Here is a 22,774-nt window from a genome sequence, read left to right as displayed (position 1 = left end):
TGTCCGCATGGTTGACAGGCTGTACTTCCGGCAATTGCTCGCGGGCCGCGACTTCGCGGTGGGGGACCCGGTCGCGACGCAGATGCTCAACTTCGCCTATCTGATCGGCGACCGGGAGACGAACGAGGCCGTCATCGTCGACCCGGCGTACGCCGTCGGCGATCTGCTCGACCTGCTGGAGGCCGACGGCATGCGGCTGACCGGCGTACTCGCGACGCATCACCACCCCGACCACGTCGGCGGCGAGATGATGGGCTTCTCGCTGCCAGGGATCGCGGAGCTGCTGGAGCGCGTCCAGGTGCCGATCCACGTCAACACCGCCGAAGCCGAATGGGTCCGCAGGATCACCGGCGTTTCGGAAACCGATCTGCGCTCGCACGACCACGACGACGTGCTGCAGGTCGGCGCGGTGCCGATCCGGCTGCTGCACACGCCGGGGCACACGCCCGGCAGTCAGTGCTTCCTGGTCGACGGGCGGCTCGTCTCCGGCGACACGCTGTTCCTCGAAGGTTGCGGCCGGACCGATTTCCCCGGCGGTGACGCGGAGGCGATCTACCGGAGCCTGCAATGGCTGGCCGGGCTGGACGGGGATCCGGTCGTCTATCCGGGTCACCAGTACTCCGCCGAGCCGTCGGCGAACCTATCGCGGGTGAAGGACACGAACTTCGTGTACCGGCCCAAGTCGCTGGAGGAATGGCGGCTGATGTTCGGCGGCTGACCGCATTCAGAGGACTAAACGCGTCCAGATCGCGGGACGCGAGGCTCGCTGTTTGACCGGCCCGGCTCCGGAGGCCGAAGCTCGGAACCGTGACGCTCAAGCTGCATTGGTTCCTGCCCACCACCGGTGACGGCCGCACGATCGTGGAGCACTTCCACGCCAGCCGCGCCGCCGGGGCGTCCGCCGCCCGCGAGCCGAGCCTCGATTACCTCGCGCAAGTCGCCCGCGCCGCCGAGGCCAACGGTTTCGAAGGCGTGCTGACGCCGACCGGGACCTGGTGCGAGGACGCGTGGCTGACCACGGCCGCGCTCATCCGCGAGACGAGCACCCTCAAGTTCCTCGTCGCGTTCCGGCCAGGGACGGTCTCGCCGACGCTGGCCGCGCAGATGGCCGGAACGTTCCAGCGGATCTCGCGAGGACGTGTGCTGCTCAACGTCGTCACCGGCGGCGACGCGGTCGAACAGCGCCGTTTCGGTGACTGGCACGATCACGACCAGCGGTACGCGCGCACCGGCGAGTTCCTCGAGATCGTGCGCGGCGTGTGGAGCGGCAAGCCGTTCGACTACGAGGGCGAACATCTCAAGGTCGAAGGCGCGACCACTCGGGCGGCACCCGATCCGGTGCCGCCGATCTACTTCGGCGGCTCCTCCGCGGCCGCGCTCCCGATCGCGGCGAGGCACGCCGACGTCTACCTGACCTGGGGTGAGCCGCCCGCGCAGGTCGCGGAAAAGATCGCCAAGGTCCGCGAACTCGCCGAGGACCAGGGACGGAAGGTCCGGTTCGGCATCCGGCTGCACACCCTTTCCCGTGACACGGCGGCGGAAGCCTGGGCGGAGGCGGAAAAACTGCTTGAGGCGATCGATCCCGAACGGATCGCCCATACGCAGAAACAGTTGTCCGCCAGCGAATCAGTCGGCCAGCAGCGGATGGCGGCACTGCACGGCGGGCAGACCGGCGGCGGCGTCCGCGGTCTGGAGATCCACCCGAACCTGTGGGCCGGGATCGGTCTGGTGCGCGGCGGCGCGGGCACCGCCCTCGTCGGCAGCCACGATGAGGTCGCCGACCTCATCGAGGAGTACCACGCGCACGGCATCGAGGAGTTCGTCCTCTCCGGTTACCCGCATCTGGAGGAGGCGTACTGGTTCGGTGAAGGCGTGCGGCCGGAACTGGTCCGGCGAGGGCTCGTCGCGTAGCCGTCAGAGCGTGCGCGACAACGCCAAAGCGGCGGTCCGCACCGCGGGCGCGACCCGGTTGGTGTGCATGCGATTCGCCCAGCCGGAGATCGACAACGCCGCCACCGCCACCCCTTGCGCGTCGAGCAGCGGGCTCGCCGCGCAGACGACACCGACGCCGGATTCCTCGCGTTCGAAGGCGATTCCTTCGCCATGGATTTTGGCGAGCTGACGGCGAAGCAGGCCGGCGGCGGTGATCGTCCGCACGCTGACACGCGGCAACCCGGCGTCGATCACTTGTGTCACCACGGAATCCGGGGAGAACGCGAGGATCGCCTTGCCGACGCCGGTGGCGTGCGCGGGAAACCGGCCGCCGATCCGGGACGGCAGTGACGGCGCGTCGGGCCCCCGCAGGATGTCGAGATAGACGACCTCGGTGCCTTCCAGGACCGCCAGATGCACGGTGTTCCTGGTCGCCTCGCGGAGATCGGCCAGATACGGCCGCGCCGCCTCGACCAGTCCACGGCGCCGCACCGCGAGCTGGCCTATCTCGAACAGTTTCAGCCCGAGCCGCAGAGTCGCTTCCTCGCGTTCGAGCAGACCGGTCGCGACCAGATGACCGGTGAGCCGGTGGACGGTCGACTTCGCCAGTCCGGTCCGCCGCGCCAGTTCGGAAACGCCGAGCGCGTCGTCGCCGGGACGGAAGGCCGAGAGCAGCGCGGAGATCCGGGCGGCGACGAGGCCGTCCGCTCCGGTTCGTTCCGGGTCGTCGTTCCGCCCAGCGGCACGCATGGGTTGAGTGTGCCCTATCCGCTCGGGGAGCGTCACCTGACATGGCGCAACGGAAAGCGGTGGCCGCGATCGTCGGTCCCGGGAACATCGGCACCGATCTGCTCGCGAAGCTCAGGCGCAGCGAACACGTCGAGGTGCGGTACATGGTCGGCGTGGACCCGGACTCGGACGGGCTGGCCAAGGCCGCCGAACTGGGGCTGGAGACCTCCGCCGGCGGCGTCGACTGGCTACTGTCGCGCGACGAACTGCCGGACCTGGTGTTCGAAGCGACTTCGGCGAAGGCGCATCTGGCCAACGCGCCGCGCTACGCGACCGCCGGGATCCGCGCGATCGACCTGACCCCGGCCGCGGTCGGCCCGTTCACCTGCCCGGCCGTGGGCCTGCCCGAACGGCTGGACGTGCCGAACGTCAACCTCATCACCTGCGGCGGCCAGGCCACGATCCCGATCGTGCACGCGGTGTCGCGGGTGACGCCGGTGCCCTACGCCGAGATCGTCGCGTCGGTCTCGTCGCGTTCGGCCGGGCCGGGCACCCGGGCGAACATCGACGAGTTCACCGCGACGACGGCACGCGGGATCGAACTCGTCGGGGGAGCGAGCCGCGGCAAGGCGATCATCATCATCAATCCGGTCGAACCGCCGATGATCATGCGTGACACGGTGTTCTGCGCGATCGACCCGGACGCGGACTTCGACGCGGTGAGCGAATCCATTCACCGCATGGTCGAGACCGTCCAGGGTTACGTGCCGGGTTACACGCTCAAGGCGGATCCCCAATACGACCCTCCGCGGCCGGGCTGGAGCGGGCAGGCGCGGGTCGCGGTGTTCCTCGAAGTCGCGGGGAACGGGGACTTCCTGCCGAAATACGCCGGGAACCTCGACATCATGACGGCCGCGGCCGCCCGTGTCGGAGACCTTCTGGCCACTCAGGAGGTGGCGGCATGAGCTGGGACGACGTGAGCCGGGAGGTCCGGCTGGTCGACACGAGCCTGCGCGACGGCAGCCACGCGATGGCGCATCAGTTCACCGAGAAGAACGTGCGCGACACCGTCCGGGCATTGGACGACGCAGGAGTCTCGCTGATCGAGGTCAGCCACGGCGACGGCCTCGGCGGCTCGACGTTCAACTACGGCTTTTCCCTTGTGGACGAACGGAAGCTGATCGCCGCGGCGGTCAACGAGGCACGGCACGCGAAGATCGCGGTGCTGCTGCTGCCCGGCCTCGGCACGGTCGGCGACCTGCGGGTGGCCGCCGACCTCGGCGCGGGCGCGGTCCGGATCGCCACCCATTGCACCGAGGCCGACGTGTCCGTCCAGCATTTCGGCGCGGCGCGCGAACTCGGGCTGGAAACGGTCGGATTCCTGATGCTGTCCCATATGTCCACGCCTGAGGCGCTGGCGAAACAGGGCCGGATCATGGTCGACGCCGGATGCCAGTGCGTCTATGTCGTCGACTCCGCAGGGGCGCTGATCCTGGAGGACGCGGGTGACCGCGTCGCCGCGCTGGTGGCGGAACTCGGGGACGAGGCGCAGGTCGGCTATCACGGACACCAGAACCTGAGCTTCGGCGTCGCGAACTCGGTCCTCGCCTACCGGGCGGGTGCGCGGCAGATCGACGGTTCGCTCGTGGCGCTCGGCGCGGGCGCGGGCAACTCGCCGACCGAGGTCCTCGCGGCGACCTTCGAGCGGCTCGGGATCCGGACGGGCGTCGACAAGGACGTGCTGATGGACGCGGCCGAAAACGTCGTGAAGCCCTACATCACGCGGCTCCCGGTGATGGACCGCTCGTCGATCGTGCAGGGATTCGCCGGGGTGTATTCGAGTTTCCTCCTGCACGCGGAGCGCGCCGCCGAGCGCTACGACGTCCCTGCGCACGAAATCCTCTACCGCGTCGGCGCCGCGAAATACGTGGGCGGTCAAGAGGACATGATCATCGACATCGCCCTGCAGCTGGTCGCCGAACGCGGTCAGGGCTGACGGTCGGCGCCGAGCACGAGGCGGACGCAGTGGTCGATCAGGCGCTCACGGCTCACCTTGAGCGAGCCGTCGAGGTAGGCGATGAACACGTTGCTCAGCGCGCCGACCAGCCCGATCGACGTCATCTGCCGGTCGGCCGCGTCACCGTGGGACAGCTGCCCGCTGACCAGTTCGGCGAAGGAGGGGAGGAGCGCGATCCCGCGTGTGGTCAGCGCGGGATCGGTGATCGGCGCGAGCAGGAGCACGCGGCCTTTGCGCGGATCGTCGAGCATCAATTCGACGAAGGCGCGGACGGCGGCCTTCGCCCGTTCGGCGGGTTCGGCCGTGTCGCTGACGGCGTCGACGAGCGCCTGCCGCGCCTGCTCGCCGATGTGCTCGTACACCGCGACGACCAGTTCTTCGCGGTCGGTGAAGCTCTCGTAGAAGTACCGCTCCGTCAGCTTGGCGTGGCGGCACACCGCGCGGACGCTCACCCCGGCGCTGCCCTGGGTGCCGAGCAGGTCGAGGCCCGCGTCGACGAGTTGTTCCCGTCGCGCGGCCTTGCGGTCGTCCAGGGTCGTGCCTGCCCAGCTCCGGCCGGCCATGATCGGCTCCTCTTGTTGACTACGGCCGTTGTCAACTTTAACCTGACAACAGTTGTGGTCAATATAACCAGCTCAGTGAGGAGACCGGGGATGACACCACCGCGGCCGCTCGGACCGGATTCGCTGACCTGGAAGTACTTCGGCGACTGGCGTGGGCTGCTCATCGCGCTCTGGGCCGGATCCATGCAGAACATGCATCCCGAGCTGGGCGCGGGCGTCGAGGAGCATTCGCGGTTCTTCGAGGAGCGCTGGCAACGGCTGTTCCGCTCGCTGTACCCGATCGGGGGAGTGATCTACGACGGTCCGCGCGCACAGCAGACCGCGTTGGAGGTGCGCGGCTACCACGATCGGATCAAGGGCGTCGACAAACACGGGCGGCGCTATCACGCGCTCAACCCGGACACCTTCTACTGGGCGCATTCGACGTTCTTCGTGAGCGCGATCCTCATCGCCGACAACTTCTGCGGCGGGATCGGCGAGACCGAGAAGCGGAAGCTGTTCGACGAGCACGTCCAGTGGTACGAGATGTACGGCATGAGCATGCGCCCGGTGCCGGAGTCGTGGGACGACTTCCAGCTGTACTGGAAGCGCATGTGCGAGGACGTCCTGGAGGACAACAAGGCGACGCGCGACGTCCTCGACATCAAGGATCTCCCGAAGCCGCATTTCCTGCCGTGGCTGCCGGATTTCGCGTGGAAGCTCGTGCGCGGGCAAGTGGCGCGGAACTTCGTCTGGCTGACGGTCGGGCTGTACGACCCGCCGATCCGCGAGCGGCTCGGCTACACCTGGACCGAACGTGACGAGCGGCGGCATCGCCGTGTCGGGAAGCTGATCAACGCCGCGTTCAAGCTGGTTCCGCGAGACCGCCGCTACCACCCGCGTGCCAGGGCGGGCTGGCGCCGGGAGCGTGGCGAACTGGCCCCGGACGCGCCGTTGGTCGAGACTCCCGCGAGGAACCTTCCACCGCTTTCGGAGCGGGGCAAACCCGAGCACTACTCACCGAACGTCTGACGAGGAGCCTCGATGAAGCCCGGCTCGCGCCGCCGCGGTCCGATGCCCCCAATGTGGCATTGGGGACACTGAGCGTCTCCAATGCCACATTGGGGACCTGCCTGGAGCCCGACAAGAGCCACTCACGACCACTCCTTCCCGCAAGTACGGACACTGACTAGGAGCCTCGATGAAGCTGGGTTACCACCTCGGTTACTGGTCCTCCGGCCCGCCAGAGGGCGCGCTGGAGGCGGTCTTGCGGGCCGAAGAGCTCGGCTTCGATTCCGTGTGGACCGCCGAGGGCTACGGCTCGGACGCGTTCACCCCGCTCGCCTGGTGGGGCGCGTCGACCAGCCGGATCAAGCTCGGCACCAACATCGTCCAGATGTCGGCGCGCACCCCGACCGCGACGGCCATGCACGCGCTGACCTTGGACCACCTGTCCGGCGGCCGGTTCGTGCTCGGGCTCGGTGCGTCCGGGCCGCAGGTGGTCGAAGGCTGGTACGGGCAGCCGTATCCGAAGCCGCTGGCCCGCACCCGCGAGTACGTCGACATCGTGCGGAAGGTCGTCGCGCGCGAGGCGCCGGTGACCCACGACGGGCAGCACTTCCAGTTGCCGCTGCAAGGCGGGACCGGGCTCGGCAAACCGCTCAAGTCCACAGTGCACCCGTTCCGCAAGGAGATCCCGATCTTCCTCGCGGCCGAGGGGCCGAAGAACGTGGCGCTGTCGGCGGAGATCTGTGACGGCTGGCTCCCGCTTTTCTTCTCGCCCAAGAGCGACGGCTTCTACCGGGCGGCGCTGCAGGAAGGCTTCTCGCGCCCCGGTGCCCGGCACGGTTTCGACGATTTCGAGGTCGCCGCGTCCGTCCCGGTGCTCGTCCACGACGACGTCGAGGAGGCCGCGAGCTGGATCAAACCGTCGCTCGCGCTGTACATCGGTGGCATGGGCGCGAAATCGGTCAACTTCCACCACGACGTCTTCGCCAGGATGGGGTACGAGGACGTCGCGGACAAGGTCCAGGAGCTGTACCTGGCAGGCCGCAAGGACGAGGCGACCGCCGCGATCCCGACGTCGCTCGTGGAGGACACCTCGCTGATCGGGCCGGCGGAGAAGATCCGCGACGAACTCGCCGCCTGGGAGGAGACCGTGGTGACCACGCTGCTGCTGCGGGGCGATGCCGCCACGCTCACGAAGGTCGCGGAGTCCCTTTCGTAGCTGCTCGGTCGAGAAACGCGCGTGTGTCATGAAAGGGTCGTTCAGGACATATTTCGTCCTGAACGACCCTTTCATGACATTTCCCGTCATCGGAACCCGGCCGTTCGTGGGTTGCGACAGTGAGGCCCATCACGTAGCGTCCCCGCCACGAACATGAAGTCGGTTCATGTTCGTGGCCGGGAGGTGCGACTCATGACGGTGAGCCGGAGGCGGGTTCTGGCGGGCGCGGCGGCGTTGCCGGTCGCGGCGAGCGTGCTCGGCGCCCAATCCGCACAAGCGGCGCCATCACGGGGTTTCCGTGTCGGCGTAGGCATCTCCGACGTCACCGGCCCGGCGGCCGAGAACGGCATGATGGGCTACTCGATGCCGCAGCAGCAGACCGCGGGCATCCACCTCCGCACCCGCGCGCGGGCTTTCGTGGTCGACGACGGTGCCAAGCGGATCGCCTTCGTCACCGCCGACCTCGGCGCGCTGTTCCAGTCCGTCCACCAGGGCGTGCTGCGCAAGCTCCAGGCCGCGTACGGCGACCTGTACACCGAACAGAACGTGCTCCTCAACGCCACGCACACCCATTCCGCGTGCGGCGGGGATTCCCATTACGCCGCTTACGATCTGGCGATCCTCGGCTTCCAGCAACAGGTGTACGACGCGCATGTCGACGGGATCTTCGAGGCGATCAGCCGGGCGCACGCGAACCTCGCGCCCGGGACGATCCGGCTCGGGCGCGCGGAGCTGACCAAGGCGAGCGTCAACCGCTCCCGCAAGGCCTTCGACCTGAACCCGAAGGCGGACAAGGACCACTTCCCGCAGGCGATCGACCCGGCCGTCACGGTGCTGCGGTTCAGCCAGAACGGGGTCGACGTCGGCGCGATCAGCTGGTTCGCCACGCACGGTACGTCGATGAGCAATGGCAACCACCTGATCAGCGGCGACAACAAGGGGTACGCCGCCTACGAATGGGAGCACGACCACGCCGGCGTGCGCTATCTCGACGGGAACCCGCGGTTCGTCGCCGCGTTCCCGCAGACCAACACCGGCGACATGAGCCCGAACCTGAATCTCGAACCCGGCACGCCCGAAACCGAGTTCGAGAACACCCGCACCATCGGCGACCTCCAGTTCCGTGCGGCCAAGAGCGCTTTCGACGCTGCCGCCGAAGCTGTGATCGGGGGTGTCGACCACCGGATGTGTTACGTGGACATGTCCGACGTCGCCGTCGACGCGAAGTACACGCCGAACGGGCGGCCCCAGCGCACCTGCACGGCCGCGATCGGCGTGTCGATGCTGGCGGGAAGCCGCGAGGACGGCCCCGGCCTGCCCCTGCCGGAAGGCGTGAAGAACCCGTTCATCGACTGGCTCGGCGGCATCGACGCGCCGATCCCGCAGGCGCTCGCCGACGCGCACGCGCCGAAGGTGATCGCGGTGCCGTTCGGCGCGATGAAGCCGTATCCGTGGACGCCGGAGGTCCTGCCGCTGCAGATCGTCCGGATCGGACAGCTGCACCTCGTGGCCGTGCCCGCCGAGCTGACCATCGTCGCCGGGCTGCGCCTGCGCCGGACCGTCGCCGCCGAACTCGGTATCCCGCTGGAGAACGTGCTCGTCCAGGGCTACGCGAACGCGTACAGCCAGTACGTCACCACGCCCGAGGAGTACGACTCGCAGCAGTACGAAGGCGCGTCGACCCTGTACGGCCGCTACACGCTTCCGGCGTACCAGCAGGAATTCGCCAAGCTCGCGGCCGCGATGAAGGCCGGGACGACGGTTCCGCACGGGCCCACACCCCGGGATCTGCGCGGCAAGCTGATCAACTTCCAGCCTGGGGTCGTGTTCGACAGCGCGCCCGCGTTCAAGGGCTTCGGTGGCGTCCTGGCCGACGCGAAGAGCACCTACGCGCGCGGCGAACAGGTCGCGGTCGAGTTCGTCACCGGGCATCCGAAGAACGATCTGCGGCGCGGTGGCACGTTCCTGGAGATCCAGCGGCTGGTCGACGGCAAGTGGATCAGGCACGCCGACGACGGCGACTGGGACACGAAATACCACTGGGCGCGGACGTTCGTCGCCGAATCGAAAGCCGTCGTCCACTGGAAGATCCCCGCGAACGCCCCGATCGGCAAATATCGCGTGGTCCACTTCGGCAACTGGAAGAACGGCTGGAACGGGGCGATCTCCGCGTTCAGCGGAACCTCGCGGACGTTCGTCGTCTCCTGACCCCGGAAGGATCTTTCGTGCGGAAGCTCGCCGTACTCGCCATCGCCGCCGCGATGTTCGCCGGAACCGCCGTACCCGCGCAGGCCGCGGTCTCGGTGAAGGTCATGGCGTTCAACATCTGGCAGCTGCCCTGGATCGCCAGCCCGAACAGTTCGGACAAACAGGCCAGGGCTCGCGCGGCGGAGGACGTCATCCGCGCGAACGACGCCGACGTCGTCGTCCTGGACGAGGCTTTCAGCGCCCAGGCGGAGGAACTGCGGAACCGGCTGAAGGACGTCTGGCCGCACCAGACCCCGCTCGTCGGCCAGTACTGCGGCACCTCGCCGGGCTGGACCACGGTGAACGGGAACTGCTCGAATTCCCCCGTCGTGGTCAACGGCGGGGTCACCGTCCTCAGCAAGGCGCCGGTGACCGAACAACATCAGCTGGTCTTCCGCAATTCCTACTCCGGCACCGCGGATTACCTGTCCAACAAGGGCGCCGCGCTCGCCCGGCTGGTCGTCAACGGGAAGCCGCTCTGGATCGCGGGCACCCACATGCAGGCCGACGAGGGGCCGGAGACGCTGCCGAAGGCGCACGACATCCGGATGGCGCAGCTCGGCGAGATCCGGGATCTGGTCACGAAATACGCGCCCGCGGCCGAGCCGGTCGTCGTCGCCGGCGACCTGAACATCGAGTACTGGGCCGGGCAGACGCGCAAGGACTCGCTCGGCCGGACGCAGGTCCAGCAGGGCGAAGCCTTCCTCGGCGGCATCCTCCGCACAACGGGCGAAGGCTCGTACACCTTCGACGCGGCCACGAACCCGAACGCGGCGAAGTCCGTTCCGGCGACCTACCGCGACTCGCTGGACTACGTCGGCGCCGTGAGCGCGGGCGGCCGTCCACTCGCCGCTGTCGGCCCGGTACAGCTCGTGCATTACGACGGTGGCACGATTCCCTCCGACCACTACCCGGTGGTGGCCAAGATCCAATACTGAGGCCTTCATCGGGAGAATCGCCTCGAGGAGGATCATGGCCACGCTGCCAGCACGGACGAGGTACCGCTACTCGCTCGGCTCGTTCGTCACCGGCGCTTTCGGCACCGTTCCCGGTTTGCTCCTCCTCAAGTACCTCACCGACACGATGGGCGTCGCGGCGGGCGTGGCCGGTCTGATCGTGTTCGTTCCCAAGGCGTGGGACGTGCTCTTCAACCCGATCGCGGGAAGGCTGTCGGACGCGGACATGGTCCGCACCGGCAGCCGGCGCCGGTTCCTGCTCTACGGCGGCATCGGCGTCTCGATTCTCTTCGCGGCCCTGTTCGCACACCCCGGCCTCGGTGGCCCGGTACCCGACGCGATCTACGTGATCGTCGTGTTCCTGTTGTGCGCCACCGCGTACGCGTTCTTCCAGGTGCCGTTCAACGCGCTGCCCGCCGAGCTGACGGACTCGGCAGAAGAGCGCACGAAGCTGACCAGCGTCCGGATCGGTTTCCTCGCGGTCGCCATCCTGGTCTCCGGCGGTGGCGCGCCCGCGATCACCGAGCTCATCGGCGGTGTCGCCGGCTACCGCGTGATGGGCCTGTTCATCGCCGTGATCATCCTGCTCGCGACACTCGGCGTGTACTTCGGGCTGAAGGGCGCTCCCGTCGGCGCGCTGCGGCCGAACACGGTGAGCCCGCGTGAACTGCTCCGGACGCTCGCGCAGTGGCGGCCGTTCCGCTGGCTGCTCGGGGTGTACTTCATCCAGGCGCTCGGCATCGGCACGGTGCTGGCCGCGATCCCGTACTTCGCGGAGCGGATCCTCGGCAGCTCGGGCTATGCGACGGTCCTGTTCGTCGGTTTCGTCGGCCCGGCGCTGCTCACCATGCCGCTGTGGCCGCGGCTCGGGGCGAGCCTCGGGAAGCTGGCCGGGTTCCGGATCGCCACCGCCGCGTTCGGCATCGGCCTGCTCGGGCTCCTCGGCGCCGAGGTGTTCCCGTTCGCCGTCACGATGGTGTTCGTCGCCTTCTGCGGTGTCGGCTACGCGGGGATTTCGGTGTTCCCACTGGCGATCCTGCCGGATCTGATCAGCGACGAGGAGGAGCGGACCGGCGAGACCAGGGCCGGGGTCGCGGCCGGCGTCTGGACGGCGTCCGAGACGTTGGGGCTCGCGCTCGGACCGGGCCTGTGGGGCCTCGTGCTGCAGTTCGGCGGATACCAGTCCAGTCTCGACGCCAAGGCCGCGCAGCCGGACAGCGCGCTCACGGCGATCCTGCTCGGCGCGTCGATCCTCCCGGCCGTGCTGATCGTGCTGGGCATCCCGCTGCTGCGCAGGTCGGTGCTGGAGCGCCGGTCGTGACCGCCGAGGACGTCCTGAAGGAGCTTCGGGAACTGCGCGCGGGCGACCTGCCGACGCACGGAGGCCGGACGCTCGCGTATGTCTACGACAGCGGTCTGTCCGAAGTGGACGAACTCGGTGCGGCGGCGCACGCGCTGGCTTCGTCGGCCAACGGGCTGGACCCGACCGCTTTCCCCAGCCTGCTGCGGATGGAGAACGACCTCGTCGGCTCCGCCGCGCGTCTGCTGGGCGGGACGGCGGAGACGGTCGGCTCGGTGACCTCGGGTGGCACGGAGTCGTGCATGCTCGCGGTCCTGGCCGCCCGCGACGCGCGTCCGGACGTGTCTTCGCCGAGCATCGTGCTGCCCACGACCGCGCATGCCGCGTTCCACAAGGCGGCGCATTTCTTCGGTGTCCGCGTGGTTTCGGTGCCGGTCGACCCGGTGACCTTCCGCGCCGTTCCCGAGGCGATGGCCGCAGCCGTCGACGACAGCACGGTCCTCGTCGTCGCGAGCGCTCCGTCGTACGCCCACGGCGTCCTGGACCCGATCCCGGAGATCGCCGCGCTGCTCGACGGCGTCCGCTTCCATGTCGACGCCTGCAACGGCGGCTGGGTGCTGCCGTACCTGGGGCTCGGTCCGTTCGGGTTCGACGTTCCCGGCGTCACCAGTGTCTCGGTGGACCTGCACAAATACGCCTACTGCCCGAAAGGCGTGTCGGTTCTCTTGCACGCCAACGCCGGACTCCGTCGGACGCAGTACTTCGCCAGCGCCGACTGGCCCGGCTACACGATGCTGAACACCACACTGCAGAGCACGCGGTCCGGTGGTCCGCTGGCCGCGGCGTGGGCGGTCGTGCGCCACGTCGGCGACGAGGGTTACGCGAAGCTGGCTTCGGCGGCACGCGACGCGGCCGTGGAGATCCGCGCCGGGATCGAGACGCTCGATGGATTGCGCGTCCTCGGCGATCCGGTGGCGACCCTGCTCGCGTTCACCGTGGCGGACGGCGCCGGATTCGACCTGTTCACCGTCGCGGACGAGATGCGGGAGCGCGGCTGGTACGTCCAGCCGCAGTTCGCCCACGAGTCGTCGCCCGCGAACCTGCACCTGACCGTGACCGCCGCGAACAGGGCCAGTAAAAACGAGTTCCTCGATACCCTGGGTGCCGCGGTCGTGGCCGCCCGCGAGGCCGGGCCGGTCGTCGTCGATCCGCAGGTGGCCGAGTTCGTCGCCGCGCTGGACCCCGCGACGTTGACGCCGGAACAGTTCGCCGGGCTGTTGGCGGCCGCCGGTCTCGGCGGCGACGCGGGTCTGCCCACCCGGATGGCGGAGATCAACGCCTTGCTGGCCACCGCGCCCGGCCCGTTACGCGAGCGGCTGCTGCTGGAGTTCCTCGGCGCGCTGTACACGGCTTCCTGATCCGCCCTTGACGCAATCGGTTGGTTGCTATACAAAGTTATAGCAACCGATTGATTGCTACTTGAGGAGGCCGTCGTGGGATTCCCCGACCGGATCGAACGCACCGTCGAAATCGCCCATCCGCCCGCGAAGGTCTGGGCCGCGCTGACCACGGCCGAGGGGCTGGGCACCTGGTTCGGGAACCAGGCGAGCATCGATCTGCGGCCCGGTGGTGAGGCCGAGATGAAATGGGACGAGGGGCACAAAGCGGAGATGCGTGTCGAGCGCGTCGAAGAGCCGGAGATCTTCGGCTTCACCTGGAACATCTACGGTCTTCCCGACGACGATCCTCGCCGCACCTACGTCGAGTTCACCCTCGTACCGGCCGGTGCCGGTACGCGGCTCACCGTCGTCGAATCCGGCTTTTCCCAGCTGCCGGACGACGCTCACCGTGTCGCGTTCGAAGGGAACACGAAGGGGTGGGCGGCCGAACTGGGTGAACTGATCGAATACCTCGATGCCGCCTGACACCGAAGCGATCGCCGAACAGGTCTTCGTCGCACTGGCCGACCCGAGCAGGCGGAGCATTCTCGCCGTCCTCGCCACGGGCGGCCCGGCCACGGCGACCGACCTCGCCGACCGGCTGCCGATCACGCGGCAGGCCATCGCCAAGCACCTCGCACTGCTCACCGACGCCGGGCTGGTGATCCCGGAGCAGGGGGAGCGGCGCCGCGTCCGCTATCGGCTGCATTCGGCGCCGATGCAGGTCGCCCAGCAATTCCTCGCCGCGCTCGCCCGCGACTGGGACGGGCCGCTCGCGGCACTCAAAGACCATTTGGAGGGAACATCATGAGCTTTACGACGAGTTTCACCGTGGACCAGACGCCGCAACAGGTCTTCGACGCCTTCAACGACGTCCGCGGGTGGTGGTCGGAGGAGGTCGTGCACGCCGGCGACGAGTTCGAGTACCACTACGAGGAGCTCCACCGCTGCCGGATGCGGATCACGGAGTCCGTACCGGGCCGCAAGGTGTCCTGGCTGGTCCTCGAGAACCACTTCGACTTCACCCGCGACAAGACGGAATGGGTCGGCACCACGATCACGTTCGAGATCGCCGAGAAGGACGGCAAGACCGAAGCGCGCTTCACCCACCACGGGCTGGTCCCGGACTACGAATGCTTCGACGTCTGCCACAAGGCATGGACCTTCTACGTCGGCACCAGCCTGCGCGAGCTGATCACGACCGGCGAGGGGCAGCCGAACCGGCGAAGCGTCCTGCCCGCGGAGCTGGCGGGATGAACATCGTCTCGCAGGCGGAATGGGAAGAGGCGCGGCTTCGTCTGCTGGTGAAGGAAAAGGAGCTGACCCGCGCCCGTGACGCGCTGGCGGCCGAGCGGCGGCGCATGCCGTGGGTCGCGATCGAGAAGCCGTACGAGTTCGACGGTCCGTCCGGGACGGTGAACCTGCTCGACCTGTTCGAAGGACGCCGCCAGCTGATCGTCTACCGGGCCTTCTTCGATCCCGGGGTGGAGGGTTTTCCCGACCACGCCTGCAAAGGCTGCTCACTGATCGCCGATCAGGTCGCGCACGTCGCGCATCTGAACGCCCGCGACACCACTTTGGCCTTCGCCTCGCGGGGCACACAGCCGGACATCACGCGGCTGAAGGCGCGGATGGGCTGGACGATGCCGTGGTACACGATCACCAGCGACTTCGACGTCGACTTCGGGGTCGGCGAATGGCACGGCACCAACGCCTTCATCCGCGAAGGCGACCAGGTGTTCCGCACGTACTTCGTCGATGCCCGCGGCGACGAAGCGATGGGTGGCACGTGGAGCTACCTCGACATCACCGCGCTGGGGCGGCAGGAGGAGTGGGAGGACTCGCCGGAGGGCTATCCGCAGACGCCGCCTTACGAGTGGTGGAACTGGCACGACGCTTACGAGGGTGCCGCTCCCGCCGGTGGCTGCTGCTCGGGGTCTTGACCCTGGGTTAGGGTCCGGCCGGTGGAGAGTCTGTTCTTGACCCGGGTGCTGGACGCGCTTCGTTCCGGGGGCGATGAAGTGCTGTTCGTCCAGGACGGCGTGGAGACCGGCTACGGGCAGGCGCTCGACCTGGTACGCCGGATGTACGCGGGGCTGCCGGAACACGGCATGGTCGCCATCGACGCCGGCAACCGGCCGGAGACCGTCCTCCTGCAGATCGCCGCGCAACTGCGGGGTTCGACGGTGCTGCTCGTCGCCGCGTCGGCGAGTTCGCCGGATCGCCTCGCCGCGATCGAGGCGGCCGGGGTCACGACCCTGGTGACCGAGCAGCCGTCGGACTGGCCCGCCGGCGACGCGCGGGTAACCACGCTCGACGACCTGGTGGGCCGCGACGGTACCGATCCGGCGGAGCTGCCGGAGTCGGTCACCGCCATCTTTCCCACCGGGGGTACCACCGGGGCGCCGAAACTCATCCGGCACAGCGGGATCTACGACGGGATGGCCCATATCTTCGCGCCGGATCCGGCGGGGCCTGGACGCACGCTGCTGGTCGCGCCGATGACGCATATGACCGGCAACGCCACCGTGCTCGGCGCGATCCTGCGGCGGGAAAGTGTCGTGCTGCTGCGAGGTTTCGACGCGGGCACGGTGCTGGACGCGATCGCGGAACACCGGATCACCACGTTGTCCCTCACGCCCGCGCGCCTGGCCGCGGTGGTCGACCATCCGGCCATGACGTCGACCGACGTCAGCAGTGTGCGGCAGCTTTCGCTGGGTGCCGCCCCGCTTCCGCCGAGACGGCTGGCTCACGCTCTCGAGGTGTTCGGGCCCGTCGTCGGACAGGGATACGGGCTCACCGAGGCGCCGATGATCGCGAGCATCTCCGCGGCGGAGCTCGGCGGGCGACCGGAGCGGCTCGAGTCCGTGGGCCGGATCGTGCCGGGCATGGAGGCCAGGATCGACGACGGTGAGGTCCTGGTGCGTGGGCTGGCCATGATGGCCGGTTACCACGGGTCGGCGCCGATCGGGGACGGCTGGCTGCGGACCGGTGATCTCGGGCGGTTCGACGACGAGGGATACCTCTACCTGCTTGACCGCGCGAACGACGTCATCATCACCGGCGAGCACGGCACCAAGGTGTACTCGACCGTGGTCGAGAACGCGCTCGCGCGGCATCCGCTGATCCGTTCCGTGGCCGTGTTCGGTGTGCCGGGCGACGGAGGCGAGGGCGAGCGGGTCCACGCCGTGGTGGTGCCGGTCGCGTCAGGAGCGCTGTCGGCCGAAGAAGTCCGGGCACAGGCAAGGGAGTTCTTCGGGCGGGAGCATTTCGTACCGTCCGATGTGGACTTCACCGACGCGCTGCCGCTGACGGCGATCGGCAAGGTCGACAAGCGGGCGCTCCGCGAGCCGTTCTGGGCCGGGCACCGCCGCCACATCGCCTGACCGTGAAGAGCACTTGACCTCCAGTCAAGTGGAGGTCGCACGATGGGCTCATGAAACTGGGTGTGATCCTCCCGACCGACGATCTCCGTGTCTCCGCCCGGCAGGCCGAGGACGCGGGCCTCGACAGTGTGTTCCTCGGCGATCACCTGATGACCGGACGTCCTTCGCTGGACAGTACGGTCGGGCTGGCGGTCGCCGCCGCGGTCACGACCCGGATCCGGATCGGGCTGAGTGTGTTCGTCCCGGCGATGCGGCCGTTGGCGTGGGCGGCCAAGCAGATCGCCTCGTTGCAGCAGGTGTCGGGCGAACGGCTCATCCTCGGCATCGGCTCTGGTGGGGGAGAGGCCCAGTTCGCCGCGGCCGGGATGCCGTTCGCCGAACGCGGCCCGCGCACCGACCAGGCGCTCCGCCTCCTGCCCGAGCTGCTGGCGGGCAAAGAGGTGCGGATCGGCGACGCCGTCGTCGAATTGGCGCCGCCGGCGGCGGTCCCGCCGATCTGGGTCGGCAACCGGGGCAGGCTCGTGCTCCAGCGGGTCGCCGAACACGGCACCGGATGGTTCCCCTCCCTCCTGTCGCCGGAAGCCGTCGCCGCCGGACGGCGACGGCTGATCGATCTCGGCGTCGCGGATCCGGTGATCGCGGTCGGCGCCACCGGCGCGCTGGGCGGTGGCGCCGACCTGCCGCCGGTGGAGGACCTGGCGAAGGGGATCGGCGACGCCTACGGGATGCCGCTCGACCAGGCGATCTCCCTGCCGCTGACCGGTTCCGCCGAGGCCGTCGCCGAACGGCTGTCGGCTTACCGTGAGGCGGGAGCGGCCCACGTCGTCGTCGGACTGGCGGGCCCGCGCTGGGCCGACCAGGTGCGGACACTCGGTCGGGTGAGAGCGCTGCTGGGCCGGTAGACCGGTGCTACGGTCCGCCTGATCAGGCATTTTCGATCAGGAAGGACCCGATCATGACCGCCGCCCACACCGAACACGCCGGCCATACGCACGCACACGGTGAGGGCTGTGGCCACGTCGCCGTACCGCACGGCGACCACGTCGACTACGTGCACGACGGTCACCTGCACCGTGCTCACGACGGGCATTTCGACGAGTGCGAGACCGGCGACCACATCCCGCACCAGGGTCACGACCACGCTCACGGTGAGGGCTGCGGCCACGTCGCGGTGCCCCACGGCGACCACGTCGACTACCTGCACGACGGCCACCGGCACGCCGCGCACGGGGACCACTACGACGACCACTGATCTCGCGCTGCCTTGCCCGCCATAGTGGCGGAAGTGCGCGGATGAGGTGGCCGTGAGCGGCGAGCGGCCTCGCCAAGACTTGACGCGCGTCCTCGATCGTCCACAAGGGACACTTCTCGCCATCGACGCGCCTGATTTGGTCACTTTGCCCGACTTGTCGAGGGGGTCGTGAGTGGCAAGTGTCGTTAGAACCCCACTTGTCACTCACGACCCCCGTGCGAAGATACGCAAAGTTCCCAAATCGGTCACTTCAGGCCGAGGAAGTGTCCTTTGAGGACGCTCGGGACCGCGCTGACCCTCTTCGGCAAACTCGCTCCTGCCATCCAGGCCAGCACGCCATCTTTGACTTTCGGCTCAATAACGACCCCGCTGGAACCGTGCATACGTGCCTAAGCCGGGTACCCGGTCGCCCGGAGGGGTCCCTTGTGGACACTCAGGCCACGGCCGCTAACTCAGTGGACGTGCACCGCTTCCCACTCCGGGAACGGATCCGCGCCGGCCCCACCGGCGGCCAGGCAGGACCGGAGCGAGTCCAGCAGAGCGTCCTCCTCCAGCCCCACCCCGATGAACACGAGCTCCTGCCGCGGCGCCTCCTCGACACCCTGCGGCTCGAACCGGGCGACCGACCCGGCCTGCGACCACAGTCCGGTCACCCCTGGCCGTGACGCCAGCGAGAAGAACCCCTTCGACCGCAGGACCGTCCCGAACTCCCCGGAATCGAGCCTGCCGACGAAGTCCCACAGCCGTTCCGGATCGAAAGCGACCTCGGCACGGAAGACCACACTCGAGATCCCGTACTCCTCAGTCTCCGGAACGTGATCGCCGTTGAGTTCCGCCACCCAGCCGGGCGCTTCCTGCGCCCGCTCGACGTCGTAGCGCCCGGTGCCGAGCAGCCGGTCGAGGGGGACCCGGCCGTGTGTCGAGACGACGACCTCGGCGGCCGGGTTGAGCCGCCGCAGCACCGCCGTCAGCCGGTCGAGGGAGCCTGCCGGGACCAGATCCGCCTTGTTCAGCAAGAGGACGTCCGCGAATTCGATCTGGTCCATCAGCAGGTCGCTGACCGTCCGCTCGTCCCCGTCGTACTGGTCCAGCCCGCGTTCGGTCAGCGCGTCGCCCGCCGCCAGCTCCCGTTCGAAGTTCACCGCGTCGACCACGGTCACCATCGTGTCGAGCCGCGCGGAGTCCAGCAGGGTGGCGCCGTCCTCACGCGCGAACGAGAACGTCGCCGCCACCGGCATCGGCTCGGAGATCCCGCTCGATTCGATGAGCAGGTAGTCGAATCGGCCGTCCTCACACAGCCGCGAGACCTCTTCCAGCAGGTCGTCGCGCAGGGTGCAGCAGATGCACCCGTTGGTCATCTCGACGAGCCGTTCCTCGGTGCGGGACAGGCTGTTCCCGTCCCGCACCAGCGCGGCGTCGATGTTGACCTCGCTCATGTCGTTGACGATCACCGCCACGCGCAGCCCGTCGCGGTTGGCGAGGACGTGGTTGAGCACGGTCGTCTTGCCCGCACCGAGGAATCCGGACAGCACCGTGACAGGCGTCGTCATTCCCCACCTTGGTGAAAATGCTTCATCAGCTTGCGCGGCACGAGTTTCGTCTCGCCGTTCACCTTGATCGGCACCAGATCGGGCACGGCCGCCTTCCACTGCGAACGCCGGGACCGGGTGTTGCTGCGCGACATCTTCCGCTTCGGGACGGCCATTACTTCGACCCTCCGCGCCGTCCGTAGCGGCGGTGGAACTTCTCCACCTGGCCGGCGCTGTCCATGATCCGCTGGTTGCCGGTCCAGAACGGATGCGACCACGAGCTGATCTCGACGTTCACCACGGGATAGGTGTTGCCGTCGCTCCACTCGATGGTCTGGTCCGAGGTGGCGGTGGACCGCGTCAGGAAGGCGTCCCCGGTGGAGAGGTCCTTGAACACCACAGGGTGGTAGTCGGGGTGGATTCCCGGTTTCACTGCGTTTCGTCCTTTCGGTTCGACACGTTCACGTCGTGCTTCTCAGGGTCGGTTTCCGTGTCCTCACACGGTTCTTCGTGCCACTCGCCGAACGGATCGGGGTAGCTGAGCCATTCCTGCTCCCCGGCGGCGAGTTCGTCTTCGGTCAGCAACGCCCCGTTCAGGGCGGACTCGATCTCCTCGGGGGTGGCCTGATCGGTGACGACGACCAGTTCCTGCGCGCGGTCGCCGAACAGCGGGTCCCAGCGCAGGGAGGCGAGGGTGCGCCGCTCGGGGGAGACGTCCGCCCAGTCCGGTCCGCCGGGGGCGGCGAGCCACGCCCCGGCGTGCCCGACACCGAGACCGCCGCCCGCGGACTCGATCCACAGCGCCATGTCCGGCTGGCTCGCCACCCAGAGCCGTCCCCGGGTGCGGACGACGCCGTCGAGCAGGACGTCGATCGCGTCGTGGAGGCGCTCCGGGTGGAACGGGCGCTGCGAGGTGAAGGTGAGCAGCCCGATGCCGCAGTCGGTGTGCAACGGCGGCTCGCCGCGCAGCAGGGGTCCGTGCATGTCGGTGACCTCGCCGCGCCGGGCGTCGGAGGGGACGGCGTCGAGCACGGTCTTCCCGTCCACAGTGGACAGCTCGACGCGCGGGATCGACGGCGCGACCCGGTCGAGCACGGCCGAGGCCTTCGCCGCGGACCAGGCGTCCGTCGCCGCTCCGGCGAGGACCAGCAGGTCGGCGAACTCGACCTGGGAGAGCGCGACCTGGGCGACGGTGCGCTCGTCCTCGGGGCTGGCCCGCAGGTTCCGTTCGGCCAGCGTGTCGTCGCCGGTGCTGTCGGCCAGCCAGCCCGTGCAGTCGACGACGGTCAGCACGGCCCGGAGATCGACGTCCTCGATCACCGGCCGTTCGCCGACGAGGACGTGGTGCAGCGCCCAGCTGACCGGCTCGGGCTCCATGGCCTCGTCGAGCCGGACCACGATCCGCCGCACTTGCGGCATTTGCGAGAGCTTGCGCAGCAACGGCAGCAGGTCTTCGCGCAAGGTGCACGAGACGCAGCCGTGCGCGAGTTCGAGGACGGTCAGCTGGTCGCGGTCGCCGAGCCGGATCCGCCGCTTGACCACTCCGGAGTGAATCTGCCTCAGGTCGTGGTGCACGACGGCGGTGCCGGGTTCGGCGAGGCGCAGCCGCTCGGCGAGGTCGGCGTTCGGTCCCGGTGCGAGGCCACTGATCAGGACGAGGGGCACGCGGGGGTTGTCGGTCACTGAAGCTCCGGGGCGTCGAGGGCGTTCTGGTTCGGCTGTGTAGAGTAAATGAAAACGACAACCGATATCAACTTGGGAGGGTATATGTCCGCCGTGTGCCAGGTCACCGGCCGCAAACCGGGTTACGGGAAGCAGGTGTCGCATTCGCATCGGCGCACGTCCCGGCGCTGGGAGCCGAACCTGCAGGCCAAGCGGTACTTCGTGCCGAGCGAAGGACGCTGGGTCCGGCTGCGGGTCTCGGTGAAGGGCATGAAGACCATCGACAAGCGGGGGATCGAGGCCGTCGTCGCCGAGCTCCGCGCGAAAGGGGTGAAGCTCTGATGGCCAAGAGCACCGACATCCGGCCGATCATCAAGCTCCGCTCGACCGCCGGCACCGGCTACACCTACGTCACCAAGAAGAACCGCCGGAACGACCCGGACCGCATGGTGCTGCGCAAATACGATCCGGTCGCGCGCAAGCACGTCGAGTTCAAGGAGGAGCGCTGATGGCCAAGAAGTCGAAGATCGCCAAGAACGACCAGCGCAAGGTGATCGCCGCGCGCTACGTCGAACGCCGTCGCGAGCTGAAGGCCACCATCGCCTCGCCCTCCGCGTCGCCCGAAGAGAAGGCGGCGGCCGTGTCGGCCCTGCAGGCGATGCCGCGCGACGCCAGCGCGACGCGGATCCGCAATCGTGACGCCGCCGACGGCCGCCCGCGTGGCTACCTGCGGAAATTCGGGCTCTCGCGGGTCCGGATGCGGCAGATGGCGCACAACGGCGAACTGCCCGGCGTCACGAAGTCGAGCTGGTGAGCGCGATGGGCAAGCCGGGCCGCGAGCGTCCCTTCAAACGCAAGACGAACCTGTTGCGCGCCAACAAGATCACCGAGGTCGACTGGAAGGACGTCGATCTGCTGCGGAAGTTCATCTCCGACCGCGGCAAGATCCGCGCCCGCCGCGTCACCGGGCTGACCCCGCAGCAGCAGAAGCAGGTCGCCACGGCGATCAAGAACGCCCGCGAGATGGCGTTGCTGCCCTACCCCCACGCGGGGCGCTGACACCGCCGGTCCGGGCGGTGCGACACACCGCCCGGACCGCGGCCGCTGTGGGAGAATCGGGCCCATGACGGAGAACCCCGGACAGGCCGAGGAATTCGATCCCGAACTGCTGGAGCTGTGGGCGAAGGTCTTCGGCTTCGCCCGTTCGGGCGCGACCGCGGAGCTCGCCGCGTACGTCGACGCGGGCGTCTCGGCGAACCTGACCAACGACCGGGGCGACACGCTGGTCATGCTCGCCGCCTACCACGGTCACGCGGACACCGTCGCCGCCCTGATCGACCGCGGCGCCGATCCGAACCGCGAGAACGACCGCGGCCAGAGCCCGCTGGCCGGCGCGGTCTTCAAGAACGAACCCGAGGTCGTGAAGGCCCTCCTCAAGGGTGGCGCGGACGCGACGACGGGGGAGCCGTCGGCGATCGACGCGGCCAGGATGTTCGGCAACGCCGAGCTGCTGGAGCTGCTCCAGGGCTGAGGCGGTTCTCACTCGGATCGCGGTC

General features: G+C 68.8%; 28 protein-coding genes. 22 read left to right on the top strand and 6 right to left on the bottom strand.

All coding sequences use genetic code 11. The annotated features are described in order from the left end of the window. Window positions 1–7: 7 nt before the first annotated feature. Window positions 8–718: an MBL fold metallo-hydrolase gene (locus tag DMH03_RS23800; RefSeq protein WP_125794224.1), complete on the top strand. Its 711-nt coding sequence runs from the start codon at window positions 8–10 to the stop codon at window positions 716–718. An 89-nt stretch (window positions 719–807) separates the two neighbouring features. Next, a complete protein-coding gene (locus DMH03_RS23795; protein WP_125794223.1) occupies window positions 808–1,911 on the top strand; it encodes an LLM class flavin-dependent oxidoreductase in 1,104 nt (367 codons plus the stop codon). A gap of 3 nt (window positions 1,912–1,914) precedes the next feature. On the opposite strand, the gene DMH03_RS23790 is transcribed toward DMH03_RS23795, so the two are convergent. Beyond that, window positions 1,915–2,682 carry an IclR family transcriptional regulator gene (locus DMH03_RS23790; RefSeq protein WP_125794222.1) on the bottom strand — a complete coding sequence of 256 codons (768 nt, stop codon included), beginning with the start codon at window positions 2,680–2,682 and terminating at the stop codon, window positions 1,915–1,917. A gap of 41 nt (window positions 2,683–2,723) precedes the next feature. Between DMH03_RS23790 and DMH03_RS23785 the strand changes: the two genes are divergently transcribed. Further along, entirely contained in the window at window positions 2,724–3,626 is a 903-nt protein-coding gene (locus DMH03_RS23785) for an acetaldehyde dehydrogenase (acetylating) (protein WP_038514145.1), read from the top strand. Continuing rightward, window positions 3,623–4,657, top strand: a complete 1,035-nt coding sequence (gene dmpG / locus DMH03_RS23780) for a 4-hydroxy-2-oxovalerate aldolase (RefSeq protein ID WP_125794221.1) — start codon at window positions 3,623–3,625, stop codon at window positions 4,655–4,657. The genes DMH03_RS23785 and dmpG overlap by 4 nt, the downstream gene beginning before the upstream one ends. Here the strand turns inward: dmpG and DMH03_RS23775 are convergent. Continuing rightward, the gene (locus DMH03_RS23775; protein WP_125794220.1) at window positions 4,648–5,241 is read right to left on the bottom strand and encodes a TetR/AcrR family transcriptional regulator; all 594 of its coding nucleotides are present in this window, start codon (window positions 5,239–5,241) and stop codon (window positions 4,648–4,650) included. The two genes, dmpG and DMH03_RS23775, sit on opposite strands and share 10 nt — an antisense overlap. 90 nt (window positions 5,242–5,331) lie before the next feature. Here DMH03_RS23775 and DMH03_RS23770 point away from each other — a divergent pair, with 90 nt between their 5' ends. The 13 genes from DMH03_RS23770 to DMH03_RS23710 all read left to right on the top strand — a co-directional run bounded on the left by DMH03_RS23770 (window position 5,332) and on the right by DMH03_RS23710 (window position 18,027). Further along, window positions 5,332–6,252, top strand: a complete 921-nt coding sequence (locus DMH03_RS23770) for an oxygenase MpaB family protein (protein ID WP_125794219.1) — start codon at window positions 5,332–5,334, stop codon at window positions 6,250–6,252. A 169-nt stretch (window positions 6,253–6,421) separates the two neighbouring features. Then, complete coding sequence (locus DMH03_RS23765) at window positions 6,422–7,447, top strand: LLM class F420-dependent oxidoreductase (protein ID WP_125794218.1); 1,026 nt, start codon at window positions 6,422–6,424, stop codon at window positions 7,445–7,447. Between the two features lie 192 nt (window positions 7,448–7,639). Next, window positions 7,640–9,655 carry a neutral/alkaline ceramidase gene (locus DMH03_RS23760; protein ID WP_125794217.1) on the top strand — a complete coding sequence of 672 codons (2,016 nt, stop codon included), beginning with the start codon at window positions 7,640–7,642 and terminating at the stop codon, window positions 9,653–9,655. A 17-nt stretch (window positions 9,656–9,672) separates the two neighbouring features. Beyond that, on the top strand, window positions 9,673–10,632 hold the full coding sequence (locus tag DMH03_RS23755) for a sphingomyelin phosphodiesterase (protein WP_125794216.1): 960 nt from the start codon (window positions 9,673–9,675) through the stop codon (window positions 10,630–10,632). A 34-nt stretch (window positions 10,633–10,666) separates the two neighbouring features. Beyond that, complete coding sequence (locus DMH03_RS23750) at window positions 10,667–11,971, top strand: MFS transporter (protein WP_125794215.1); 1,305 nt, start codon at window positions 10,667–10,669, stop codon at window positions 11,969–11,971. Next, complete coding sequence (locus DMH03_RS23745) at window positions 11,968–13,368, top strand: aminotransferase class V-fold PLP-dependent enzyme (protein ID WP_125794214.1); 1,401 nt, start codon at window positions 11,968–11,970, stop codon at window positions 13,366–13,368. The genes DMH03_RS23750 and DMH03_RS23745 overlap by 4 nt, the downstream gene beginning before the upstream one ends. 75 nt (window positions 13,369–13,443) lie before the next feature. Further along, entirely contained in the window at window positions 13,444–13,875 is a 432-nt protein-coding gene (locus tag DMH03_RS23740) for an SRPBCC domain-containing protein (protein WP_125794213.1), read from the top strand. Then, entirely contained in the window at window positions 13,865–14,200 is a 336-nt protein-coding gene (locus DMH03_RS23735) for a helix-turn-helix transcriptional regulator (RefSeq protein ID WP_125794212.1), read from the top strand. The genes DMH03_RS23740 and DMH03_RS23735 overlap by 11 nt, the downstream gene beginning before the upstream one ends. Further along, entirely contained in the window at window positions 14,197–14,646 is a 450-nt protein-coding gene (locus DMH03_RS23730; RefSeq protein ID WP_125794211.1) for an SRPBCC domain-containing protein, read from the top strand. The genes DMH03_RS23735 and DMH03_RS23730 overlap by 4 nt, the downstream gene beginning before the upstream one ends. After that, a complete protein-coding gene (locus DMH03_RS23725) occupies window positions 14,643–15,332 on the top strand; it encodes a DUF899 domain-containing protein (protein ID WP_125794210.1) in 690 nt (229 codons plus the stop codon). Before DMH03_RS23730 ends, DMH03_RS23725 begins: the two co-directional genes overlap by 4 nt. 21 nt (window positions 15,333–15,353) lie before the next feature. Then, the gene (locus DMH03_RS23720) at window positions 15,354–16,775 is read left to right on the top strand and encodes a class I adenylate-forming enzyme family protein (RefSeq protein WP_125794209.1); all 1,422 of its coding nucleotides are present in this window, start codon (window positions 15,354–15,356) and stop codon (window positions 16,773–16,775) included. Window positions 16,776–16,825: 50 nt separating this feature from the next. After that, window positions 16,826–17,677 carry an LLM class flavin-dependent oxidoreductase gene (locus tag DMH03_RS23715; protein ID WP_125794208.1) on the top strand — a complete coding sequence of 284 codons (852 nt, stop codon included), beginning with the start codon at window positions 16,826–16,828 and terminating at the stop codon, window positions 17,675–17,677. A 53-nt stretch (window positions 17,678–17,730) separates the two neighbouring features. Then, complete coding sequence (locus DMH03_RS23710) at window positions 17,731–18,027, top strand: hypothetical protein (protein WP_125794207.1); 297 nt, start codon at window positions 17,731–17,733, stop codon at window positions 18,025–18,027. Window positions 18,028–18,479: 452 nt separating this feature from the next. On the opposite strand, the gene DMH03_RS23705 is transcribed toward DMH03_RS23710, so the two are convergent. The 4 genes from DMH03_RS23705 to mrf are packed head-to-tail and all read right to left on the bottom strand — an operon-like array spanning window position 18,480 to window position 21,239. After that, entirely contained in the window at window positions 18,480–19,577 is a 1,098-nt protein-coding gene (locus tag DMH03_RS23705; protein WP_125794206.1) for a GTP-binding protein, read from the bottom strand. Beyond that, window positions 19,574–19,732 (bottom strand): 50S ribosomal protein L32, encoded by a 159-nt coding sequence (rpmF, locus tag DMH03_RS23700; protein ID WP_005149940.1) that lies wholly within the window; start codon window positions 19,730–19,732, stop codon window positions 19,574–19,576. Before rpmF ends, DMH03_RS23705 begins: the two co-directional genes overlap by 4 nt. Further along, window positions 19,732–19,989, bottom strand: a complete 258-nt coding sequence (locus DMH03_RS23695) for a type B 50S ribosomal protein L31 (protein ID WP_007032638.1) — start codon at window positions 19,987–19,989, stop codon at window positions 19,732–19,734. The genes rpmF and DMH03_RS23695 overlap by 1 nt, the downstream gene beginning before the upstream one ends. Then, window positions 19,986–21,239 carry a ribosome hibernation factor-recruiting GTPase MRF gene (gene mrf / locus DMH03_RS23690; RefSeq protein WP_125794205.1) on the bottom strand — a complete coding sequence of 418 codons (1,254 nt, stop codon included), beginning with the start codon at window positions 21,237–21,239 and terminating at the stop codon, window positions 19,986–19,988. Before mrf ends, DMH03_RS23695 begins: the two co-directional genes overlap by 4 nt. An 84-nt stretch (window positions 21,240–21,323) precedes the next feature. On the opposite strand from mrf, the gene rpmB reads away from it, so the two are divergent. The 5 genes from rpmB (at window position 21,324) to DMH03_RS23665 (ending at window position 22,749) form a co-directional block, all read left to right on the top strand. Continuing rightward, window positions 21,324–21,560 carry a 50S ribosomal protein L28 gene (gene rpmB / locus DMH03_RS23685; RefSeq protein ID WP_005149951.1) on the top strand — a complete coding sequence of 79 codons (237 nt, stop codon included), beginning with the start codon at window positions 21,324–21,326 and terminating at the stop codon, window positions 21,558–21,560. Further along, the gene (gene rpmG, locus DMH03_RS23680; protein ID WP_005149953.1) at window positions 21,560–21,727 is read left to right on the top strand and encodes a 50S ribosomal protein L33; all 168 of its coding nucleotides are present in this window, start codon (window positions 21,560–21,562) and stop codon (window positions 21,725–21,727) included. Before rpmB ends, rpmG begins: the two co-directional genes overlap by 1 nt. Further along, window positions 21,727–22,032: a 30S ribosomal protein S14 gene (rpsN, locus tag DMH03_RS23675; protein WP_125794204.1), complete on the top strand. Its 306-nt coding sequence runs from the start codon at window positions 21,727–21,729 to the stop codon at window positions 22,030–22,032. Before rpmG ends, rpsN begins: the two co-directional genes overlap by 1 nt. After that, on the top strand, window positions 22,029–22,277 hold the full coding sequence (gene rpsR, locus DMH03_RS23670) for a 30S ribosomal protein S18 (protein WP_125794203.1): 249 nt from the start codon (window positions 22,029–22,031) through the stop codon (window positions 22,275–22,277). The genes rpsN and rpsR overlap by 4 nt, the downstream gene beginning before the upstream one ends. 64 nt (window positions 22,278–22,341) lie before the next feature. Continuing rightward, entirely contained in the window at window positions 22,342–22,749 is a 408-nt protein-coding gene (locus tag DMH03_RS23665) for an ankyrin repeat domain-containing protein (protein ID WP_125794202.1), read from the top strand. The last annotated feature ends 25 nt before the right edge of the window (window positions 22,750–22,774 follow it).

It is taken from the genome of Amycolatopsis sp. WAC 01376 (assembly GCF_003947415.1).
In the GTDB taxonomy this organism is placed as follows: Bacteria; Actinomycetota; Actinomycetes; order Mycobacteriales; family Pseudonocardiaceae; genus Amycolatopsis.
Note: the sequence above shows the minus strand (reverse complement) of the source record. Positions and strands in the feature narration are given on the sequence as shown.

Coding starts and splice junctions, on each gene's coding strand:
- DMH03_RS23800 (WP_125794224.1), top strand. CDS start 8: ATGGTTGACAGGCTGTACTTCCGGCAATTGCTCGCGGGCCGCGACTTC.
- DMH03_RS23790 (WP_125794222.1), bottom strand. CDS start 2,682: ATGCGTGCCGCTGGGCGGAACGACGACCCGGAACGAACCGGAGCGGAC.
- DMH03_RS23785 (WP_038514145.1), top strand. CDS start 2,724: ATGGCGCAACGGAAAGCGGTGGCCGCGATCGTCGGTCCCGGGAACATC.
- dmpG (WP_125794221.1), top strand. CDS start 3,623: ATGAGCTGGGACGACGTGAGCCGGGAGGTCCGGCTGGTCGACACGAGC.
- DMH03_RS23775 (WP_125794220.1), bottom strand. CDS start 5,241: ATGGCCGGCCGGAGCTGGGCAGGCACGACCCTGGACGACCGCAAGGCC.
- DMH03_RS23770 (WP_125794219.1), top strand. CDS start 5,332: ATGACACCACCGCGGCCGCTCGGACCGGATTCGCTGACCTGGAAGTAC.
- DMH03_RS23765 (WP_125794218.1), top strand. CDS start 6,422: ATGAAGCTGGGTTACCACCTCGGTTACTGGTCCTCCGGCCCGCCAGAG.
- DMH03_RS23760 (WP_125794217.1), top strand. CDS start 7,640: ATGACGGTGAGCCGGAGGCGGGTTCTGGCGGGCGCGGCGGCGTTGCCG.
- DMH03_RS23750 (WP_125794215.1), top strand. CDS start 10,667: ATGGCCACGCTGCCAGCACGGACGAGGTACCGCTACTCGCTCGGCTCG.
- DMH03_RS23735 (WP_125794212.1), top strand. CDS start 13,865: ATGCCGCCTGACACCGAAGCGATCGCCGAACAGGTCTTCGTCGCACTG.
- DMH03_RS23730 (WP_125794211.1), top strand. CDS start 14,197: ATGAGCTTTACGACGAGTTTCACCGTGGACCAGACGCCGCAACAGGTC.
- DMH03_RS23725 (WP_125794210.1), top strand. CDS start 14,643: ATGAACATCGTCTCGCAGGCGGAATGGGAAGAGGCGCGGCTTCGTCTG.
- DMH03_RS23715 (WP_125794208.1), top strand. CDS start 16,826: ATGAAACTGGGTGTGATCCTCCCGACCGACGATCTCCGTGTCTCCGCC.
- DMH03_RS23710 (WP_125794207.1), top strand. CDS start 17,731: ATGACCGCCGCCCACACCGAACACGCCGGCCATACGCACGCACACGGT.
- DMH03_RS23705 (WP_125794206.1), bottom strand. CDS start 19,577: ATGACGACGCCTGTCACGGTGCTGTCCGGATTCCTCGGTGCGGGCAAG.
- rpmF (WP_005149940.1), bottom strand. CDS start 19,732: ATGGCCGTCCCGAAGCGGAAGATGTCGCGCAGCAACACCCGGTCCCGG.
- rpmB (WP_005149951.1), top strand. CDS start 21,324: ATGTCCGCCGTGTGCCAGGTCACCGGCCGCAAACCGGGTTACGGGAAG.
- rpmG (WP_005149953.1), top strand. CDS start 21,560: ATGGCCAAGAGCACCGACATCCGGCCGATCATCAAGCTCCGCTCGACC.
- rpsN (WP_125794204.1), top strand. CDS start 21,727: ATGGCCAAGAAGTCGAAGATCGCCAAGAACGACCAGCGCAAGGTGATC.
- DMH03_RS23665 (WP_125794202.1), top strand. CDS start 22,342: ATGACGGAGAACCCCGGACAGGCCGAGGAATTCGATCCCGAACTGCTG.